General features: G+C 69.2%; 9 protein-coding genes and 5 pseudogenes. 9 read left to right on the top strand and 5 right to left on the bottom strand.

The features are described from left to right. Positions 1–670, bottom strand: a pseudogene (locus tag ADK55_RS01895) (hypothetical protein); the annotation flags it as partial. Positions 671–1,111: 441 nt separating this feature from the next. Between ADK55_RS01895 and ADK55_RS01890 the strand changes: the two are divergent. Then, positions 1,112–2,566 carry an oxygenase MpaB family protein gene (locus ADK55_RS01890; RefSeq protein WP_053675317.1) on the top strand — a complete coding sequence of 485 codons (1,455 nt, stop codon included), beginning with the start codon at positions 1,112–1,114 and terminating at the stop codon, positions 2,564–2,566. Positions 2,567–2,637: 71 nt separating this feature from the next. Here the strand turns inward: ADK55_RS01890 and ADK55_RS01885 are convergent. Continuing rightward, positions 2,638–2,814 (bottom strand): annotated as a pseudogene (locus ADK55_RS01885) (undecaprenyl diphosphate synthase family protein); the annotation flags it as partial. A 91-nt stretch (positions 2,815–2,905) separates the two neighbouring features. Between ADK55_RS01885 and ADK55_RS40835 the strand changes: the two are divergent. From ADK55_RS40835 to ADK55_RS01855, 7 genes and pseudogenes are all read left to right on the top strand, one after another. Further along, positions 2,906–2,968: pseudogene (locus tag ADK55_RS40835) on the top strand (HalD/BesD family halogenase); the annotation flags it as partial. A gap of 247 nt (positions 2,969–3,215) precedes the next feature. Beyond that, positions 3,216–3,931 (top strand): annotated as a pseudogene (locus tag ADK55_RS01875) (transposase); the annotation flags it as partial. Between the two features lie 526 nt (positions 3,932–4,457). Beyond that, positions 4,458–5,261: a DUF6585 family protein gene (locus ADK55_RS01870; protein WP_053675310.1), complete on the top strand. Its 804-nt coding sequence runs from the start codon at positions 4,458–4,460 to the stop codon at positions 5,259–5,261. Positions 5,262–5,942: 681 nt separating this feature from the next. Next, entirely contained in the window at positions 5,943–8,405 is a 2,463-nt protein-coding gene (uvrA, locus tag ADK55_RS01865; RefSeq protein ID WP_234349846.1) for an excinuclease ABC subunit UvrA, read from the top strand. A 778-nt stretch (positions 8,406–9,183) separates the two neighbouring features. Next, positions 9,184–9,375: a DUF1059 domain-containing protein gene (locus ADK55_RS35715; RefSeq protein ID WP_078998345.1), complete on the top strand. Its 192-nt coding sequence runs from the start codon at positions 9,184–9,186 to the stop codon at positions 9,373–9,375. Positions 9,376–9,502: 127 nt separating this feature from the next. Continuing rightward, positions 9,503–10,054 carry a GNAT family N-acetyltransferase gene (locus tag ADK55_RS01860; RefSeq protein WP_053675307.1) on the top strand — a complete coding sequence of 184 codons (552 nt, stop codon included), beginning with the start codon at positions 9,503–9,505 and terminating at the stop codon, positions 10,052–10,054. A gap of 707 nt (positions 10,055–10,761) precedes the next feature. After that, positions 10,762–12,486: a serine/threonine-protein kinase gene (locus tag ADK55_RS01855; RefSeq protein ID WP_053675305.1), complete on the top strand. Its 1,725-nt coding sequence runs from the start codon at positions 10,762–10,764 to the stop codon at positions 12,484–12,486. 964 nt (positions 12,487–13,450) lie between these two features. On the opposite strand, the gene ADK55_RS01850 is transcribed toward ADK55_RS01855, so the two are convergent. Both ADK55_RS01850 and ADK55_RS01845 read right to left on the bottom strand, forming a co-directional pair. Beyond that, a complete protein-coding gene (locus ADK55_RS01850) occupies positions 13,451–14,521 on the bottom strand; it encodes an SPFH domain-containing protein (RefSeq protein ID WP_053675303.1) in 1,071 nt (356 codons plus the stop codon). 3 nt (positions 14,522–14,524) lie between these two features. Further along, complete coding sequence (locus ADK55_RS01845; protein WP_053675301.1) at positions 14,525–14,962, bottom strand: NfeD family protein; 438 nt, start codon at positions 14,960–14,962, stop codon at positions 14,525–14,527. Positions 14,963–15,254: 292 nt separating this feature from the next. Here ADK55_RS01845 and ADK55_RS01840 point away from each other — a divergent pair, with 292 nt between their 5' ends. Further along, a complete protein-coding gene (locus tag ADK55_RS01840) occupies positions 15,255–15,641 on the top strand; it encodes a hypothetical protein (RefSeq protein ID WP_053675299.1) in 387 nt (128 codons plus the stop codon). A 487-nt stretch (positions 15,642–16,128) separates the two neighbouring features. Here ADK55_RS01840 and ADK55_RS40830 read toward each other — a convergent pair. Continuing rightward, positions 16,129–16,305 (bottom strand): annotated as a pseudogene (locus ADK55_RS40830) (ISAzo13 family transposase); the annotation flags it as partial. Between the last annotated feature and the right edge of the window lie 319 nt (positions 16,306–16,624).

Raw genomic sequence — 16,624 nt, 5'->3', positions numbered from 1 at the left:
CCGCGGGTGACAGGGCACAGGTGCCGAGCATCCACACCGCGTGGCGTGATCCGATGGACGGCAGCCTGGTCTCCACCGCCTCCGGGTCCAGCTGCCGGTTGGTCTCCCCGGCTGCTTCCCGTACGGCGGGATCGGGGTCGTCGAGCAGGGCATCGCGCTGCGCGGCGGTGAGCGACTGCCACTGGAAGGCGGCGTACAGGCGGAGTGCGGGGTGGTCGTGACCGGCCATGTCCCGCGGGAAGGACGGAGGGACCTGCCGGGAGGACCAGAGCTCCCCGACGATGTCCTTTTCGGTGACCCTGCCGTCCTCGCCTCCCTCTTGGGCGGTCAGGAAGGTGACGAGGATGTCATTTGGCAGGGGCCGGACCCACCGGGGCTGGAGCCGGGGACCGCGGGCGAGATGCGCACGGACGAGTCCCGAAGGGTCCGATGCCAGGGGAGCGAGTCGTGTGGGGTCGACGTGCAGGTTGCGGGCGAGGGCGCGGCGGATCCGCTCGACCGGGTGGCGTAGGGCCGCGTCGATGACGGCGTCGGGCAGGTCGCGGCCCTCGCACATCAGCAAGCCGGCCTCACCGGCCGGTTCGTCCAGGAGACGTATCAGCACGTCGGCGGGCGCCGCCGCGTTGAAGGCGATGCCGCGCAGCCACAGTTCACCGAGAGAATCGGACACCACGTCATCCTGCCACCTCGCCTCCTGAACCGGGCCGCCCGATGGCTCCCTCGTCGGCGCTGACGGGCGGCTCCGTCCGCAGGGCTTCGGACCATTCCCCACCGGCGCGGTCACGTTTCCCCATGGGGATGGAAGTTGCGAATGGACGCCCCGAGGCCAGGAGGGGCCCAACCTCGCCGCTCCCTGCCGCTCGCACGAACTACGGGTAGACCGGCGGCCATGGGTAGCCCAATTACTCGGCCCTCGCCTGATCATGGGCTCCGACATCCATCGTGTCGTGTTCGCCCAGTAGAGCCCGCAGGCGCTTCCCGGATGGGTGAACTCGGGAATCCGACCGCTCCTGGATCCCGGTAGGGCCGTTGAGCTGGACGGATAGCCGGATGATCCCTCTTCCGGTCGTCCCCTGCCCATTCCTGTGCACGTACTTGAGGAGACGTCCCCTTGACTAGCGCTGAACTTCCTGGTCCTGATTCGCTGCTGCGGCGCACGCTGGGGGAGTGGCGGATCGGGTTGGTGGCGTGGCGGCTGCTGGTTCTGCAGACCGCGGATCCGGCGGTCGCCGCCGGCATGTCCAAATTCTCCACCTACCGCGCACACCCGTGGCGGCGTATCGAGCACACGATGGACAGCGGGAAGCGGCTGTTCTTCTCCGACCGTGAAGGGCTGCGCCGTGAGGTCGCCCGCCTGGAGCGCACGCACCGCCGGCTGGCCGGGACCGACGAGCAGGGCAGGCCATTCACGGCGGCGGACCCCGCGGTGCGGGTGTGGGTGCTGGTCACCTTGTACGAGTGCATGACGGCGATGCGGGAACTGTCAGGACGCCCACTGACGCCGCCTGAACTGGAGCAGATGTACGGAGAATTCCGAGCCGTGTGTTCCGAGTTCGCCCTGCCCGACGACTTGTTCCCGGCCACGGCCGCCGACGTGCCCGCGTACATGGACCACACGATCCGTGAGCGCCTCGAATACGGCGAACCCGTGCACTACCTGCTCTTCGACATGCTCCGTGAAGCCCCCGCACCCCGCCGCCTCGGGCGTCTGAAGCCGGCCTGGCCGCTTGTACGCACCGTGGCCGCCCACGTGATCGGTGCGCTGACCGTCGCGGACCTGCCGGAAGCTTTCCGCGAGCGCTTCGGCCTGCCCCGCACCCGCCGCGCGGCCCTGCTGTCCCTCATCCTGCACCGCGGTATGCGCGTCCTGATGAACGCGCTACCCGAGCACCGCCGCTACCGCTCCCCGCTGGCCGGAATTCCCTCGACTCCGCAGCCTCCCACCGCTACCACCGCTCCCACCGACCGCCCTTCCGCGCCGGAGGCCCGCCCCGTCCAGTTCCCCGCACCACGCCGCCGCAAGGGTGCCGATTCACGCCCGGCGCGCCTGCGGACCTTCTTCCGGCAGGTACTGGACCAGACCGGCGACGGCCGCATCACCTCGGTCGATCTACAGGCCATGGCGCACAACGTGTGCTGGCCGCTCGAACTCACCCCTGAACGCGAAGCCCCCGTCTACGCCGCCTTCGAGACCTGGTGGCAGCAGCTGCGGTCCGGCATGGACGCCGATGAGGACGGTCAGGTGACCTGCGAGGAGTTCGTCATCGCCATGCTCACCGGGATCGACACCGAGCCGTCCTACCTTGAGCAGGGCCTGCAAGTCGCGGTGCGGGCGGTCTTCCACGCGGTGGACGTTGACGGCAGCGGATACCTGTGCGCCGACGAGTACCGCACGATCTTCGGCGGCTCCCGGGTCCACCCCGCCGAACTCAACCACGGCTTCCGCCGGCTCGACCACGATGGCGACGGCCGCATCACCGAAGAGGAGTTCGTCCAGGCCTTCACCGACTACTTCACCGCCCGCACCGACAACACGGCCGGCAGTCAACTCCTCGGACGCCCATAGCGGGGGACCTGCCGTGCCCTCCGTGAACAGGCCCTCCGTGATGGTCCGTTGCCGTAGTTGCCGTAGGGCTGCTTGCCGAACCTGCGCTCGCGCCCACCGTAGGACCGAAGCGCGCGCAGGAAGTCCGCCCGGCGGAAGGCCGGCCAGTAGTACTCGGCCCAGTGTATTTCGGCGTGGGCGGACTGCCAGAGCAGGAAGCCGGGCAGCCGCTGCTCGCCCGAGGTGCGGATGATGAAGTCGGTGTGGGAGGACTTGTCCGGGCGATCTCTGAGGGCAGCGGCGTCCAGCACCCGTGCATCTCGTTGTCGAAGGTCTTACCGAGTGAGGTGGAAGGGCGGCATGGATACCGCCGTACTTGAGCAGATGCTGGACGAGACCTTCGATCACGCTGTCGTGCACCACGTGGACAAGGGAACCGGGCCGTTCGCGTACCCCCGCGCACTGCCCGTCCCGGCTCCGGCTGCCCACGGTCTTTGCGAAGTGCAGCAGGCAGACGATGCGGCTCTTCGGCGGTGGGATCTCAAGCGTCCTTCCCACACCCGGAGCGTCGAGCAGCGGCTGGCAGGAGGCTGCCAGGGCCTGTACTGAGTCGTGATCGGTTTGCCGAAGCCGGCCTTGCTGTGAGGGCAGGTCCGGTAGTCCGGTACGTGTGACGCGTGAGCAACTGACTGACGACGAGTGGGGGTTCGTCGAGCCGTATTCGCCGGTCGGTGAGTACGGCCCGTATCCAGAGCGTCTACGGCAACAGTTTGAGGGTGTTATCTGGAAGTTCCGCTCGGCAGCGGAGTGGCGGGAGATGCCGGGCCGGTTCGGCGCCTGGTCTACCGGGCACAACCGGTTCAGGCAGTGGCGGGACGCCGGGGTTTTCGAGGCGCTGCTGGAGGGGGCGATAGCCGAGGCGGCCGGGCGGGGCAGAGTGGGTATGTCGCTGGTCAGCGTGGACTCCACGACGGTCCGTGCCCATCACGACGCGGCCGGAATGCGCCTGGAGGAGGACGTTTTGGACGCTCTGGAAAAGGCCGCCGTCGAGGCGGAGGCGGCCCGCCAAAAGGGGGCGGCACGGCGGAACAAGACGGACACGGAGACGTCGCTGATCCCGGCCGGGCCGAACGGCGGCGCGTCCGGCGACGGCGCAAGCTCCGCTTGTAAGCTGCTTCGCTCGGGCGCTCGCGAGGCGGACAGACCAGCAAGATCCATCTGGCTGCCGACCGCAGGTGTCGGCCCCTGGCCCTGATCCTGACCGCCGGGCAAGCCGCGGACAGCCCGCAGTTCATCCCCGTGCTCAAGAAGGTACGGATCCGCGGGCCCGATGGCCGCCCCCGCACCCGGCCCGGCGCGCTCGCCGCGGATACGGCCTACTCCTCCGCAAGCGCGGCTTCAAGGGACACAACGCAAGTTCGACGGTCAGCGGCCCGGTGGCCGGCGTACTTCGTCGCGTTCGACATCCTCCAGGCCGACGACGGCACCGAGCTGCTCGCGCTGCCTACCGGGAGCGCCGCCGGCGCCCGGAAGTCCTCACCGTCATCTTGCGACGGGTCGGACTGCCTCCGCACGTGATGATCGCGAGTTCGCACCACCTCAGCTGCTCTTACTTCTGACTAACGTTCATGCGTTTCGTGGACAACGAGTGATGCCGGAACTCACTAACAAATGCTCTTGCTTGAGACCTGCGGAGCCACGCCGGGGGGATTGCGATCCGGTGCGCCGAGTCGAGAGGGCGGGCGTGTGTGCGGGGTGACGGTACCGGGCTTCATGGGGGATTGCCCGGGTGTGGATCCTGGTGTTGGCTGCTGGGGTCACCCAAGGGTTTCGATACCGATTCACTCGGTGAACTCCCGCTCGCTCAGGCGGCCTTGCGGGGCCCGCCGTAACTTCGAAGCTGAGGCCGCGCATGACCGTGCCGACGTCGTCCTCCCCTGCGGTAAACGCTCTGGCCGTCCGTCATCGGCTGGGTGATCTTGAGCATACCTTCGGCCCCAAGAGTGAGGTCGGCGTCCAGGAGAAGTACCGGTCCTTGTTCATCGTGGGCTCCCTGGCCGGCATAGCCGCACTGCTGGGTGGTGGCGTCCTGTTGTGGGCGAAGGTGCACTGGGGGGTCGCGATGGTCCCCTTGTGGATCGCAGTGGTCGCAGGCGGGCTGGTGGCCAACAGTCCCCTCTTTCGCAAGGGCCTGGCGGCCAGGCGGCTGCACCTGTACGAGCACGGGCTGGTCGTGAACACCACCGGCAGGCGCCTGTTCGCGGTGCGTTGGGAGCGAACGTTGCTCTATCAGGAGACGGTCCAAGAGGTGATCAACTACAAGGGCACGCAGACGCCGACAGGACGTTCCCATGCCTCCGTGCTGGTCGCACCGGGTGGGGATAAGGCTCGTATCACCGACCTCTATGCGGGCTCGCCCACCTGGGCCCCGATGATCGCGGAAGCCGTCGCCCGCGCCCAGGTGGAGAAGGTGTGGAAGCTGGTGCGGGAGGGCGGGACGGTCGGCTTTGGCCCGTTCAAGCTGTCCGGCGCCGGAGTCGCCAACGCTTCCGGCGAGATCCTGCAGTGGCGGGATGTGAGCGAGGTGGCCGTGCGTGGGGGCATGGTCTGTGTCTGGCGGGCGGGTCAGACCAAGGCCTGGCAAGCGCCCCAGGCCCAGAAGGTGCCGAACCTGCTCGTGTTCTTGACCATCGTGGACAACCTCCGCCACCAGTAGATTGCGGGTGCCCGCCAATCCGTTCTCGCGGTTCGTGCCGGCATCCGAGCCTCTCCTGGACGGGCGGTCTCCAGCAACTGATGAAGCGGCTGCTGGAGACCGCCCGTCCTCGGTGGCCTGCCGTCGGCCCTCGGCTCGGCCTCCTCTCAGGGCACCCGGGCCGCTGGTGCTCACCACCTTGACCGAAGCCAGTTCAGTGCCACCGAGGCTCGGTTCAGCCGAGGCGTTGGTTTCCACACTGCCCCTCCCCGTGACGACGACGTCTTCCACGATCGTCTGGACGCCCTCGGCCTGCCCCGGCCGAGCCCCGACCCCACGACCTGCAAGGAGCAGTGACCCACTGGCGCCCCCTCCGGAGCAGCCGTTGCCGGGGCCCCTGTGGGTTTCGTCAAGCGCCGCGGCTGGTGACTTTGCAGGCGCCAGTGGGCCGGCTGGTGTCCCGTTGGCTCGTGGTGTTGAAGACATCGGACGTGGCCGGGAGGGAGTCCCCGGCCTGGGCCCGGGGCCCCGCCCCCTCTGCGGCCCAGAACCTGGCGCTCTGGTTTCGGTACCGCAATACGTCTGCGATAGGTCGCGATCCAAATGGATCCGGGACACTCCGGACGCTCATGTGAGCGAGGCCCGGTGACGGCGCCCGTCGCGCGGTTCCCGGCGCGATCAGGTAATCAGGAAACTGTGAACATGGACGCGACCGACCCCTTCGTGCATGTCCGGGGCGCCAGTGAGAACAACCTGCGAAACATCGATGTCGACGTTCCGCGGGACGCGATGGTCGCCTTCACCGGGGTCTCCGGTTCGGGCAAGTCCTCGCTCGCCTTCGGCACGCTCTACGCTGAGGCCCAGCGGCGCTACTTCGAGTCCGTAGCACCGTACGCCCGACGGCTGTTGCAACAGGTCGGCGCACCTCACGTGCAGGAGATCACCGGACTGCCACCGGCCGTGGCCTTGCAGCAGCGACGCGGATCGCCCAGCTCGCGCTCGACGGTCGGCACCCTCACCACGCTGTCCAACCTGCTGCGCATGCTGTACTCCCGCGCCGGCACCTATCCGCCCCGGGCCACACGGCTGGAAGCCGAGTCGTTCTCACCCAACACCGCGGCCGGCGCCTGCCCGGAGTGCCACGGACTGGGCATCGTGCACGACGTCGCCGAGGACCTGCTCGTCCCGGACCCCTCGCTGAGCATCCGCGAGGGGGCGATCGCCGCCTGGCCGGGCGCCTGGCAGGGCGCCAACCTGCGCAGTGTCGTGAACGGCCTGGGGATCGACATCGACCGGCCGTGGCGCAGGCTCAGGAAGAAGGACCGGGACTGGCTGCTGTACACGGACGAGCAGCCCTCCGTGTACATCGAGCCGGAGGAGGATCGCGTCGACTACGGCTACCAGGGCAAGTTCTGGAGCGCCCGCAAGCACGTCATGCACGTCCTCGCCGACTCCAAGAGCGAGAAGATGCGCGAACGGGCGCTCCGGTTCGTCAGGAGTGTGCCCTGCCCGGAGTGTCACGGCAGCGGACTGCGGCCCGAGGCGCTCGCCGTGACCTTCTCCGGACGTTCCATCGCCGAAATCAACGCGATGCCGCTCACCGAGGTCGTGGCGCTGATGCGGCCCGTAGCGAGGCGGACCGAGGCCGACGCCACCACGTCGACCGCCCGATCCGGGGAGACGACCGAGGTCGCGGTTCGGATCTGCGGCGATCTGGTCGCGCGGGTCGACGTACTGCTCGACCTGGGCCTCGGATATCTCAGCCTCGGGCGCCGCTCGACGACCCTGTCGCCCGGCGAGGCGCAGCGCCTGCGAATCGCCACTCAGCTGCGCTCGGGGCTGTTCGGCGTCGTCTACGTCCTCGACGAACCCTCCGCGGGCCTGCACCCGGCTGACGCGGAACCGCTGCTGGACGTGTTGGACCGCCTCAAGGCGGCGGGCAACTCGCTGTTCGTCGTGGAGCACGACATGGACGTCGTACGGCGGGCGGACTGGGTGGTCGACATCGGCCCCGGCGCGGGCGAGGGCGGCGGGCGCGTGCTGTACAGCGGGCCGGTCGCCGGTCTTGAGCGGGTGGGGGAGTCGGCCACGAGCCGGCACTTGTTCGGGCGCGCCGAGCCGCTCGATCACCACCCGCGCAGACCGCACGGCTGGCTGCACCTGAGCGGCGTCTCCCGGCACAATCTGCACGACGTGTCCGTCGACGTACCACTCTGCGTACTGACGGCGGTGACGGGCGTGTCTGGTTCCGGAAAGTCGACGCTGGTGACGCAGGTGCTCGCCGAGGTCGTCCGCAGCCACCTCGGACTCGTACCCGAGGAGCCCGACGAGGCGCGGCTGGAGGTCGATGTCCAGGACGTGTCGGGGGTCGAGTCGTTCGACCGGCTGGTCCGGGTCGACCAACGGCCCATCGGCCGAACTCCCCGGTCCAACCTGGCCACGTACACGGGGATGTTCGACGCGGTGCGCAAGCTGTACGCGGCGACAGACGAAGCCAGGGCGCGCGGCTACTCGGCCGGGCGGTTCTCCTTCAATGTGCCCGAAGGGCGGTGCGAGACCTGCCAGGGCGAAGGATTCGTCGCGGTGGAACTGCTCTTCCTGCCTGGCACCTACGCGCCGTGCCCGACCTGCAAGGGCGCCCGGTACAACGCCGAAACGCTGGAAGTCACCTACCGCGGCAAGAACATCGCGGAAGTGCTGGAGCTGTCCGTCGACGCCGCGGCCACGTTCTTGTCCGCCGTCCCGGCCGCCTCCCGCAGTCTGGAGACGTTGCGCGAGGTGGGACTGGGGTATCTGCGGCTGGGGCAGCCCGCGACGGAGCTCAGCGGTGGTGAGGCACAACGCATCAAACTGGCCACCGAACTGCAACGAGCCCGCCGCGGCCACGCGCTCTACCTGCTCGACGAGCCGACGGCGGGGCTGCACCCCTCGGACGTCGCGCTGCTGCTGCGACAGCTGCACCGGCTCGTCGACGCCGGCAACACGGTCGTCCTCGTCGAGCACGATCTGGACACGATCGCCACCGCCGACTGGGTCATCGACCTTGGTCCGGGCGGCGGCGACGCGGGCGGGCGGGTGGTCGCGGGGGGCCCGCCGGCCAAGGTGGCGAGGGCCCGCCGCAGCGCCACCGCGCCCTATCTCGCGGCCCGACCCGCGCGCGACTGACGACGGCGCGAGGGCCGAGCACCGGTCAGCCGGTTCGGGGTGCAGGGTCGCGCGCGTCGCCATGCTGCCCTCCTGCTTGTGGCGGATATCGCTCGCGAGGTGTCCCGTCCGGGGCCCGGTGCGGCGACGTGGCGCATCTTGATGTCGATGCGCTGGGAGACCTCCGGTGGGACGGCCCGGCCGGCTTCGGCGCGTAGGCCGGCCGGTGTGACGATGGTGTCGATCGCCTTGCTGGCGGGCTGGGCCCCGGTGGTGGCCGGAGCGGAGGTCGGCGAGGAGGCAGCCTGCGTCGGTGAGGAGTGTGCCCCGCAGGGTGTGTGCTGCCCCGCAGCGGCGCGCGACAGCATCCACGACGCCCGTCAGGCGCCACGGCCCGTCAGCCATGACCACGCCTCAGCGCCCACCAGCGGGGGTGCCGCCGACCGCTCCGCTCCTGACTGGGGGCCCGCTCCATCCCGCCTGACTCCCGGTGTCACCCCTGCGGGTACCGGGGCCGCCTCGGGGCCGTCTCCCCGCTTCCTCGCGCAGACAGGGGCCGACACCACCGGCTGTCGGTGACTGTGGACCACGGCTGCCGCACCTGCTGTGCGTGCTGCGGCCTGAGCCAGTGGGCTCCGGCACTACGGTTGCGGGCGCGCCCGTGAGCTTCTCAGCCGAAGCTTTCGTTTTCGGCTGAGAAGGAGGATCGTCGGAAGAGCCCCGTATGCGCCGGCCCTCGCATTCAGGGCCCCTCCGGGGGCGCGGTCGGCGGCACCACCACCAGCACGGGAGGCACGCCATGCGCAAGGTAATGGACTGCAGGGAGCACCCCAGCGAATCGCACTGCACGCTGACGATCGCGGGAGAGGAGGAAGAAGTCCTGCGGGCAGCGACTTCACACGCCGTCGCAGTGCACGGTCATGAGGACACTCCGGAACTTCGCGCCTCGATGCGAGGTCTCCTGACGGACGAGGTGCCCCAGAATGCCTGAGCACAGCTCCTCACCGGGCAGCCCATGGGATGGACTGGCCCGAAGAGGATGAGGGGATGGGGGCGGGGCGGGTACGGGGCACCGATTTCAAGATCGTCAACAGCGCCCCGAGATCTATGCTCTGTTCATGATCAAGGGAAAGTTGGTAAGCCTTCGCGCTCTTCGCGCGCAGGATGCGGAGCATCACGTTCGGTGGCGCAACGATCCGGAAGTGGTCCACTGGGCCGCCGGCGGCAACCCGTGCTTCGGCCCGGTCACGGCGGAGGCCGTCGCGCTTGGCTTTGAGACGATGCTACGGCTGAATCCGAGGGAATCGGCCGTCTTCACGGTCGAGGACCTGGCAGACGGCACGGTGATCGGCATGGTGGACTACCGCGACCTGGACCCGTTCGCAGGGCTGGCCACGGTCGGCGTCACCATCGGTGAGCAGGACCGCTGGGGCTGCGGCCATGGCTCCGACGCGCTGCGATTGTTGGCGGGGCACCTGTTCGGAGTTTTCGGGCTGCACCGGATCGAACTCGACACCTGGAGCGGCAACGAGCGGGCCGTCCGGGCCTTCACCAAGATCGGCTTCCGCGAGGAGGGGCGACGTCGGTCCACCGTGCTGGTCGAGGGCAAGCGGCACGACACCGTGCTCTTCGGGATGCTGCGCGAGGAATGGCCGGACACTGCACGCTGAATGCCCCTCCGGCAGGCGCCCGTTGTCGGACGCCTGTAGCAGGGCGGGGCCGGCTCGCTGACGATCTTCCGCGGATCGACAACGCCCCGGCGAGTGACGCCCGCCGTTGCCCGGGGACTGGAGCGCCTGTCCCCGCTTCGGCTGAGGTCTCTGGTAGGAGGGATAGACGAGGAGGGAAGTGGCGTCCGCGAGTCCGTCGGCGCCCCGAACGCCGACCCGCGCTGTCGATCGAGGGACGGCCCTGCCGGCGTGCGGTTGCTCGACAGGCTTGAACGAACGGGACGCCGGTGCCTGCGGCGACTCGTACGGTGACCGCACTCCGTGCCCCCGACGCCGGCGGCCGCAGATCGGGAAGACGTTTCGGAGCCGGGTGCGCGAGAGCGACCCGGAGTGTCCGCTGTGCCCGAGGACTCGGCGTCGTGGTCCTCACTGTTCTTCTCACCGGCATCGTCCGGAGCGCCCCCGCGCGCCTGTCCAGTGCTCTTCGCCACGTCGTCGGCGCCTGCGCGGCGGGATGGCTGGTCTGGCTGCGGAAGTTGCTCGACCGGGCGCGCCGCGCGGGAAACGGCGCGAGTGTCCTGATCTCGCCTCAGATGTCTGGATGATCGCGGGCTGTTGGAAGGTGCACCTGCGCACCGCGAGCTGGGCCGTGTGACCCTACGGCAGGTGTACCCCTACGCTGGTGCCCGCGGATCTTCAACAGTGCGATGAACGGAGCGGGACAGGTGGCGGGGGCGAACGGCGCGGAGTTGGTCGGCGAGGTTCTGGGCGGGCGATACCGCGTGACCGCGATGATCGGGCGCGGCGGCATGGGTGTGGTCGCCCGGGCGGTGGACCAACTGCTGAACCGCGAGGTCGCCGTCAAGGTCCTGCGGGCCTACACCGACGCTTCCCCGGCCGAACTGGCCGACCTACGGGTCCGTATGCAGCGGGAGGCGCAGGCCGCCGCCCGTATCCGGCACAGCGGTGTGGTCACCGTGCACGACGTGGTCGAGGAGCGGGGACTCCCGGTCATCGTCATGGAACTGGTCGACGGACCCTCCCTCGACGAGGTGCTGGCGCAGCGCGGCCCAATTGACCCGCGCGAAGCGGCCGCGATCGGCGCCAAGCTGATGGACGCGCTCGACGCGGCGCACCGGGCCGGGGTCCTCCACCGTGACGTCAAGCCCGGCAACGTACTGCTTGAGCCCGGAGGCAGGGTCGTACTCACCGACTTCGGCATCGCCAGCATGGAGACCTCTGGCGACGAGGCCCTGGCCAAGCTGACCCAGAGCGGTCAGATCGTAGGCTCCCTCGACTATCTGCCGCCGGAACGCGCACAGGGCCGGGAACCGGGTGCCGCGTCGGACATCTGGGCGCTCGGCATGACGCTGTACGCGGCCGTGGAAGGCTCTTGGCCCTTCCGTCGTACGTCGGTGTGGTCCACGCTGGCGGCGATCGTCGGCGAACCGCTGCCGGAGCCCCGCCGCGCCGGACCGCTGGCCCCGGTGCTGCAGGCGCTGATGGCCAAGAACCCGCTGCAGCGGCCCGACGCCGGGCAGGCGCGGAGAATGCTGGAGGCGGTTGCCGAGGTCGGGAGGGCGGCCCTCCCCCCGGCCCCGGCCCCCCAGCCCATCCCTCCGCGGGCCTTCGCTCCCCCCGCCGCGCCGTTCTCCCAGCCTGCCCCCCAGTCCGTCGCCTCCTCTACGCCGATCGGCGCCTACGGAGCCCCTCCGCAGCCGGGCGCCGTGCGGCCGGGCACGGCCGCCGGCACACCCGACGGTCACCGCAGCCGTTCCGAGACCCGTGCCACGGTCGTCCCCGGGCGCGGCCGCCGCACCCGTACCGTCGTCACGGTGGCGGCCGCCACTGTCCTGACCTGCGGCGGAGTCGCCTACGCCCTGATGGACACGCGGGGCGATGCGCGCGGCGGCGGGTCGAGCACGGCGCATCCAACCCCGAGCACCGCCGCCGACGGTGACGTGTCCGACGACCCGCCCTCCCCGGGAGACCTGTCGCCCATAGGCCCTGGCGAGACTCCGTCCATCGCACCCTCGAAGAAGGCCGAGGGCCGTGAGAAAGGTTCCTCGCCAACTCCCGGCAACGGCGGCGGTGGCCCGGCCACGAACCCGTCCGATTCGCCGAAGGCAAGGACCAGCTCCCCGGTGAAGGACCCCACCCCGGTGTCGAAGGCGTGCACCGGCTGGGCCCACTCGAACCGCAGCAACGGCTATGGTTACGCGGCCCAGGAGACCCACCTCTACACCGGCCCGTACGCGGAGTGTTCCTTCGTGACCGCGGTCAAGTCCGGCGTGAAGGTCTACTACCACTGCTACGTCACCAATGCCCACGGCAACAAGTGGATCTACGCCCGCATCGACGGCACGAACACCGCAGGCTGGCTGGTCAGCGACAAATCCACCCTGAAGAGCGGTACGCTCACCCGCTGCTGAGACTGATCCGCACATCACCAGAGGGCGAGTTGCGGATCGCGGTCGGGGCGCTGTCCGGGCCTTCTGACGTGGTCACGGCTGGGGCGTGCCTCATCCGGGGGCGACCCGCCGGCTCGGGCTCGGCCCGACTTCTGACGGTACTTCTGGTGGCAGCCCGGGAAGCGGTCACGGCGCACCGGCGATGTGAATCGTGGTCTTCGGGTGCAGATTTGCGGCGCGCGCCTCCTCGGCATTGAGAAAGAACACCCTCGGCAAGCGCTGGAGAAACACGTCCGATAGGAGGGCCGGGCAAGCACGCGCAACGCCGTACAGGCCGATCGGCCGGCAGGCTCCGCGCACACCTCAGGACCCGCGTGGCTCTCTCCCGTCTCGCCAGTCAGGCTCGTGCCGTGGCGGCCGCCCCAGACCGCAGCCGGCCCGCATCGGCAGGTTGCGCCACCGTGCCCTGACCTCGCCCTCCGACCCAGCGGCCCGGTCTCGGCTCGACGACATCTGGCCCGCGCGCCCACCGGCTCCTCCTGGAGAGAAGCCTCGGGCTCCGCCCGTCGGCCGACTCGCGGACGCGTCCCTCCGTTCCTTGACGGTGGCGCCGTCCGCGCACGCTGCTTCCTGGCCCCGGGTCTCTCCGGGTGTCGCCCGCTTCCGCTCCACCATCCCATGGGGGCCGTGGTGGGTCAGGCGGCTTCCGTTGGACACGAGCTTGACAGCCACACCCAGTACCCCAAGGCCTTCTGATCCTACGAGCGAGAGCTGGGCCTTTGGGGGATGGCCAGACGGTGGGCTTCACCTGCTCCTGGCCTTCGTCCTCGTGTGCTTCTGTGTCCGTGCGGGGCCGACGCTTCGCCGTGCGTGGGGAGATGCAGCCGGCGAACCGTGGCGCGGCAGTGTCTCATGCCGTTGCTCGACTGGCTCCACGAGGCCGACTTGTGTTCCGTGTGGACTCGTTGCGATGCGAACAGCGGACTCAGCTCGGTGACCCGGACGCCGGTGTTGCCCCAGAGCCGTACCCTGCGGTCCTGGGCTGTGTCGCGGCCCCGCTGTCGGCCTCGGCGGCGTCGGCGAGGGCTTCTGCGGCGGCTTCCGCGGCTTTCGCCGCGTCTTTCGCGGCCTGGACGGCCGGGTCGTCGGAGGACGCCTCGCGGGTGGCGGCGGACTGGGGAAGGGACTCGGTGAAGGCACGGGTGACGTTCTGGAGGGCGGAGGTGACCTCGCCGGGTATCACCCAGAACGTGTTGCCCGGCCCCTGCGCGAGCTGGGGGAGTACCTGGAGGTACTGGTAGGCGAGCAGTTTCGGGTCGGGATCGTTGCGGTGGACGGCTTGGAAGACCTCGTCGATGGCCCTTGACTGGCCCTCAGCCTTGAGGATCTCGGCGGTCCGGTTGCCCTCGGCGCGCAGGACGGCGGACTGCTTGTCGCCTTCCGCGGTGAGGATCTGGGATTGGCGCTGCCCCTCGGCCCCGAGGATGGCGGCGCGTTTGTCCCGCTCGGCCCGCATCTGCTTCTCCATCGCGTCCTTGATGGACTGAGGCGGGTCGATGGCCTTGATCTCCACCCGGTTGACTCTGAGCCCCCACTTGCCGGTGGCTTCGTCAAGGACACCGCGGAGCTGGTTGTTGATGGTGTCCCGCGAGGTCAGGGTCTTTTCCAGGTCCATGGATCCGACGACGTTGCGCAGCGTGGTGACCGTCAGCTGTTCCACCGCCTGGAGGAAGTTGGCGATCTCGTAGGCCGCCGCGCGCGGGTCGGTGACCTGGAAGTACAGGACGGTGTCGATCTCGACGACGAGGTTGTCCTCCGTGATGACCGGTTGTGGTTGGAAGGAGACGACCTGCTCACGCAGGTCGATCACCGGGTAGACGCGGTCGACGTAGGGGATGACGACGTTCAGTCCGGGCTTCAGCGTGCGGTGGTAGCGGCCGAGCCGCTCGACGTTGCGTGCGCGGGCCTGGGGGACGATCCGTACCGCTCGCACCACGGTGAACACGGCGAGTACCGCGACGAGGAGACCGGCTATGAGGAAGGCGGACATCTCCATGGCTCACTCCCGGGGGTAGACGAGTGCGGTGGTGCCCTTGATCTCCATGACATCGACGGCCGTGCCGGGAGGGATCACCAGCGTCTCGTCGTAGGCACGCGCCGTCCACTCCTCGCCACCGATACGGACTCTGCCGCCCAGCTTCGACACCTCCGATGTCACGTAGGCGGCCTCGCCGACGAGGGCGTCGACACCGAAGCGTCCATCCCCGTTCGGCGGTGAGGACAGGCGGCGAAGCGCGACCGGGCGCACGAAAGCCACGCCGACGGCCGACACGACCGCGAACAGTAGAAACTGCCAGGGCAGGGGCAAACCGACAGAGGCGAATACGGCTGTGACCAGTGCTGCGCCGCCCAGCAGCCCGAGCGCGGCGGTGAGAGTGACTATCTCCACCGCACCCAAGACCAGAGCGACGATCAGCCAAAGCAGCCAGGGCTCCATGCTTTACGCCTCCTCGTGAGTGAAGGAGAGCGCCACTTACTACCTTTTGTGAGTGTTTACCCGATAATTGCGTTGGGAACCGGCCGTACGGTTCGCCGGATGTTGCAGCGTCGGCCGTCTGGGCCGAGATGCTGGTGACGGGCTGCAGGACACGCCGACGCCCTCGGTGAGCAGAGGATGGCCGCGGGCACCATCGGGTCGGCCTTCGGCGCGAAGTACTTGATCTTGTTCCCCGGGCCGCCGAAGTGATCGGTCCGAAGACGCATTCCTGGGGCGAAACGTCAGCGCTGACGTGATCGCTCACCTGGACACCTGGGTGACCGTGCGGGTGTGCGCGGCGCGGTCCGGGCCCACCGCCCACGCGTATGCCGACGTCCGATGGGATGGCCCGGCGTTCTACGGGACGGCCGCCGTGATCCTCGACGGGGCGAGGATTCGGGTTCAGATCATGCAGTCCGGAGATGGCACGGACCTGGTGGTGACCGAGCGGGATATCTCGCTGGGGGACCGGATGGAGCGCGTGATGTCCAAGGGCGATCACGACGGGCACTTCCGCACCCCCGTGATCAGTCACCGGGCCGTCGGCAGTGCGTACGGGGGCGGGGTGCTGTTCCTGGACTGGCACAAGGACGGGCACGGCTACCGGGCCCACGACTTCAAGGGTTCATCGATGGTCTGACCCGACCCGGCCCGCGGGCTTCAAAGCTCCCACCACAGGCCCATGTTCGGGTGGATGCGCTCGCCCAGACAGCTGAGTGGGAGTAGGCCAGCTGCCGCGCGTTGCTTGAGTGTGCAGGACCCAGCCGGAGTTCCTGTGCGTCCAGGTCCTGTTCGAGGTCGACTGTCAGCCAACAGAAGCAACAGGTGGGGTTCCGATCCAACGAGATACCCCTTGTAGTCGAGCCGGCTTCGGCAAGCGAAGCACACCCCCCGCCGAGGCAGGGACCCGGGAACGGGGCAGCCCTTGGGCTCTGGAGGACGAGCGCGCACGAAGGAGCTCGACGTGACCATCTCTCCCACCCGATGCCCTGCGTGAGGCTATCGAGGGGGCGGTGGTCGCCTGCTTCGGGTTCATCGACGCCAACGGTCAGGGCGTCGACGGCGGGGACCTGACGGAGACGATCGCCTGCGACGTCGAGCGACTGCTGGAGGGCTGGCGCCGCACAGCGGACCCGGCCCAGCGGTTCCGCCCCCGCCTCAAGCTCATCCACGCCCTTGCGGACGGTCGTCTCGCTGACCACGGCCGCCCGGGCGCTCGCTCGGATCCCGCCGTGCCTCAGGATTCGGGCTTCGGCTCCCATCAGCAGACGACGCTGCTGCTCGTCCAGATGCGGGAACAACATCGCGAACGTCAGGCCGAGTTGATTGCGGATCTCGTCGGATATGCGCTGACCACACGAACGAGCCGAACCACGGGAAGCAACACCTTGATTCTCTGCGAGCCCTTAGGGAGACCTCCTGAGCATGGCGCCGCTCGCGGCCTGCGCGAGCGGGACTCGAGCGGGTCAGCCCGCTGCTCTATGTGGCGGGTTCGGACGACGGTGGTGGTTGGACAGTCCTCGGCTAGTACTGCAATCACAGTTAAGGGGTATGTCCGCGTTGTTTGTAGTGGCTGTCGCGGGCGCGTGTCTGACTGAGTCTTCGCCAGTGTGACCAGTGCAG

The sequence above is a fragment of the Streptomyces sp. WM4235 genome (genome assembly GCF_001279725.1).
Classification (GTDB): domain Bacteria; phylum Actinomycetota; class Actinomycetes; order Streptomycetales; family Streptomycetaceae; genus Streptomyces.
Note: the sequence above shows the minus strand (reverse complement) of the source record. Positions and strands in the feature narration are given on the sequence as shown.

Excerpts from the sequence above, each read along its gene's own strand:
- ADK55_RS01870 (WP_053675310.1), top strand. The coding sequence starts at position 4,458 with ATGACCGTGCCGACGTCGTCCTCCCCTGCGGTAAACGCTCTGGCCGTC.
- uvrA (WP_234349846.1), top strand. The coding sequence starts at position 5,943 with ATGGACGCGACCGACCCCTTCGTGCATGTCCGGGGCGCCAGTGAGAAC.
- ADK55_RS35715 (WP_078998345.1), top strand. The coding sequence starts at position 9,184 with ATGCGCAAGGTAATGGACTGCAGGGAGCACCCCAGCGAATCGCACTGC.
- ADK55_RS01860 (WP_053675307.1), top strand. The coding sequence starts at position 9,503 with ATGATCAAGGGAAAGTTGGTAAGCCTTCGCGCTCTTCGCGCGCAGGAT.
- ADK55_RS01855 (WP_053675305.1), top strand. The coding sequence starts at position 10,762 with ATGAACGGAGCGGGACAGGTGGCGGGGGCGAACGGCGCGGAGTTGGTC.
- ADK55_RS01850 (WP_053675303.1), bottom strand. The coding sequence starts at position 14,521 with ATGGAGATGTCCGCCTTCCTCATAGCCGGTCTCCTCGTCGCGGTACTC.
- ADK55_RS01845 (WP_053675301.1), bottom strand. The coding sequence starts at position 14,962 with ATGGAGCCCTGGCTGCTTTGGCTGATCGTCGCTCTGGTCTTGGGTGCG.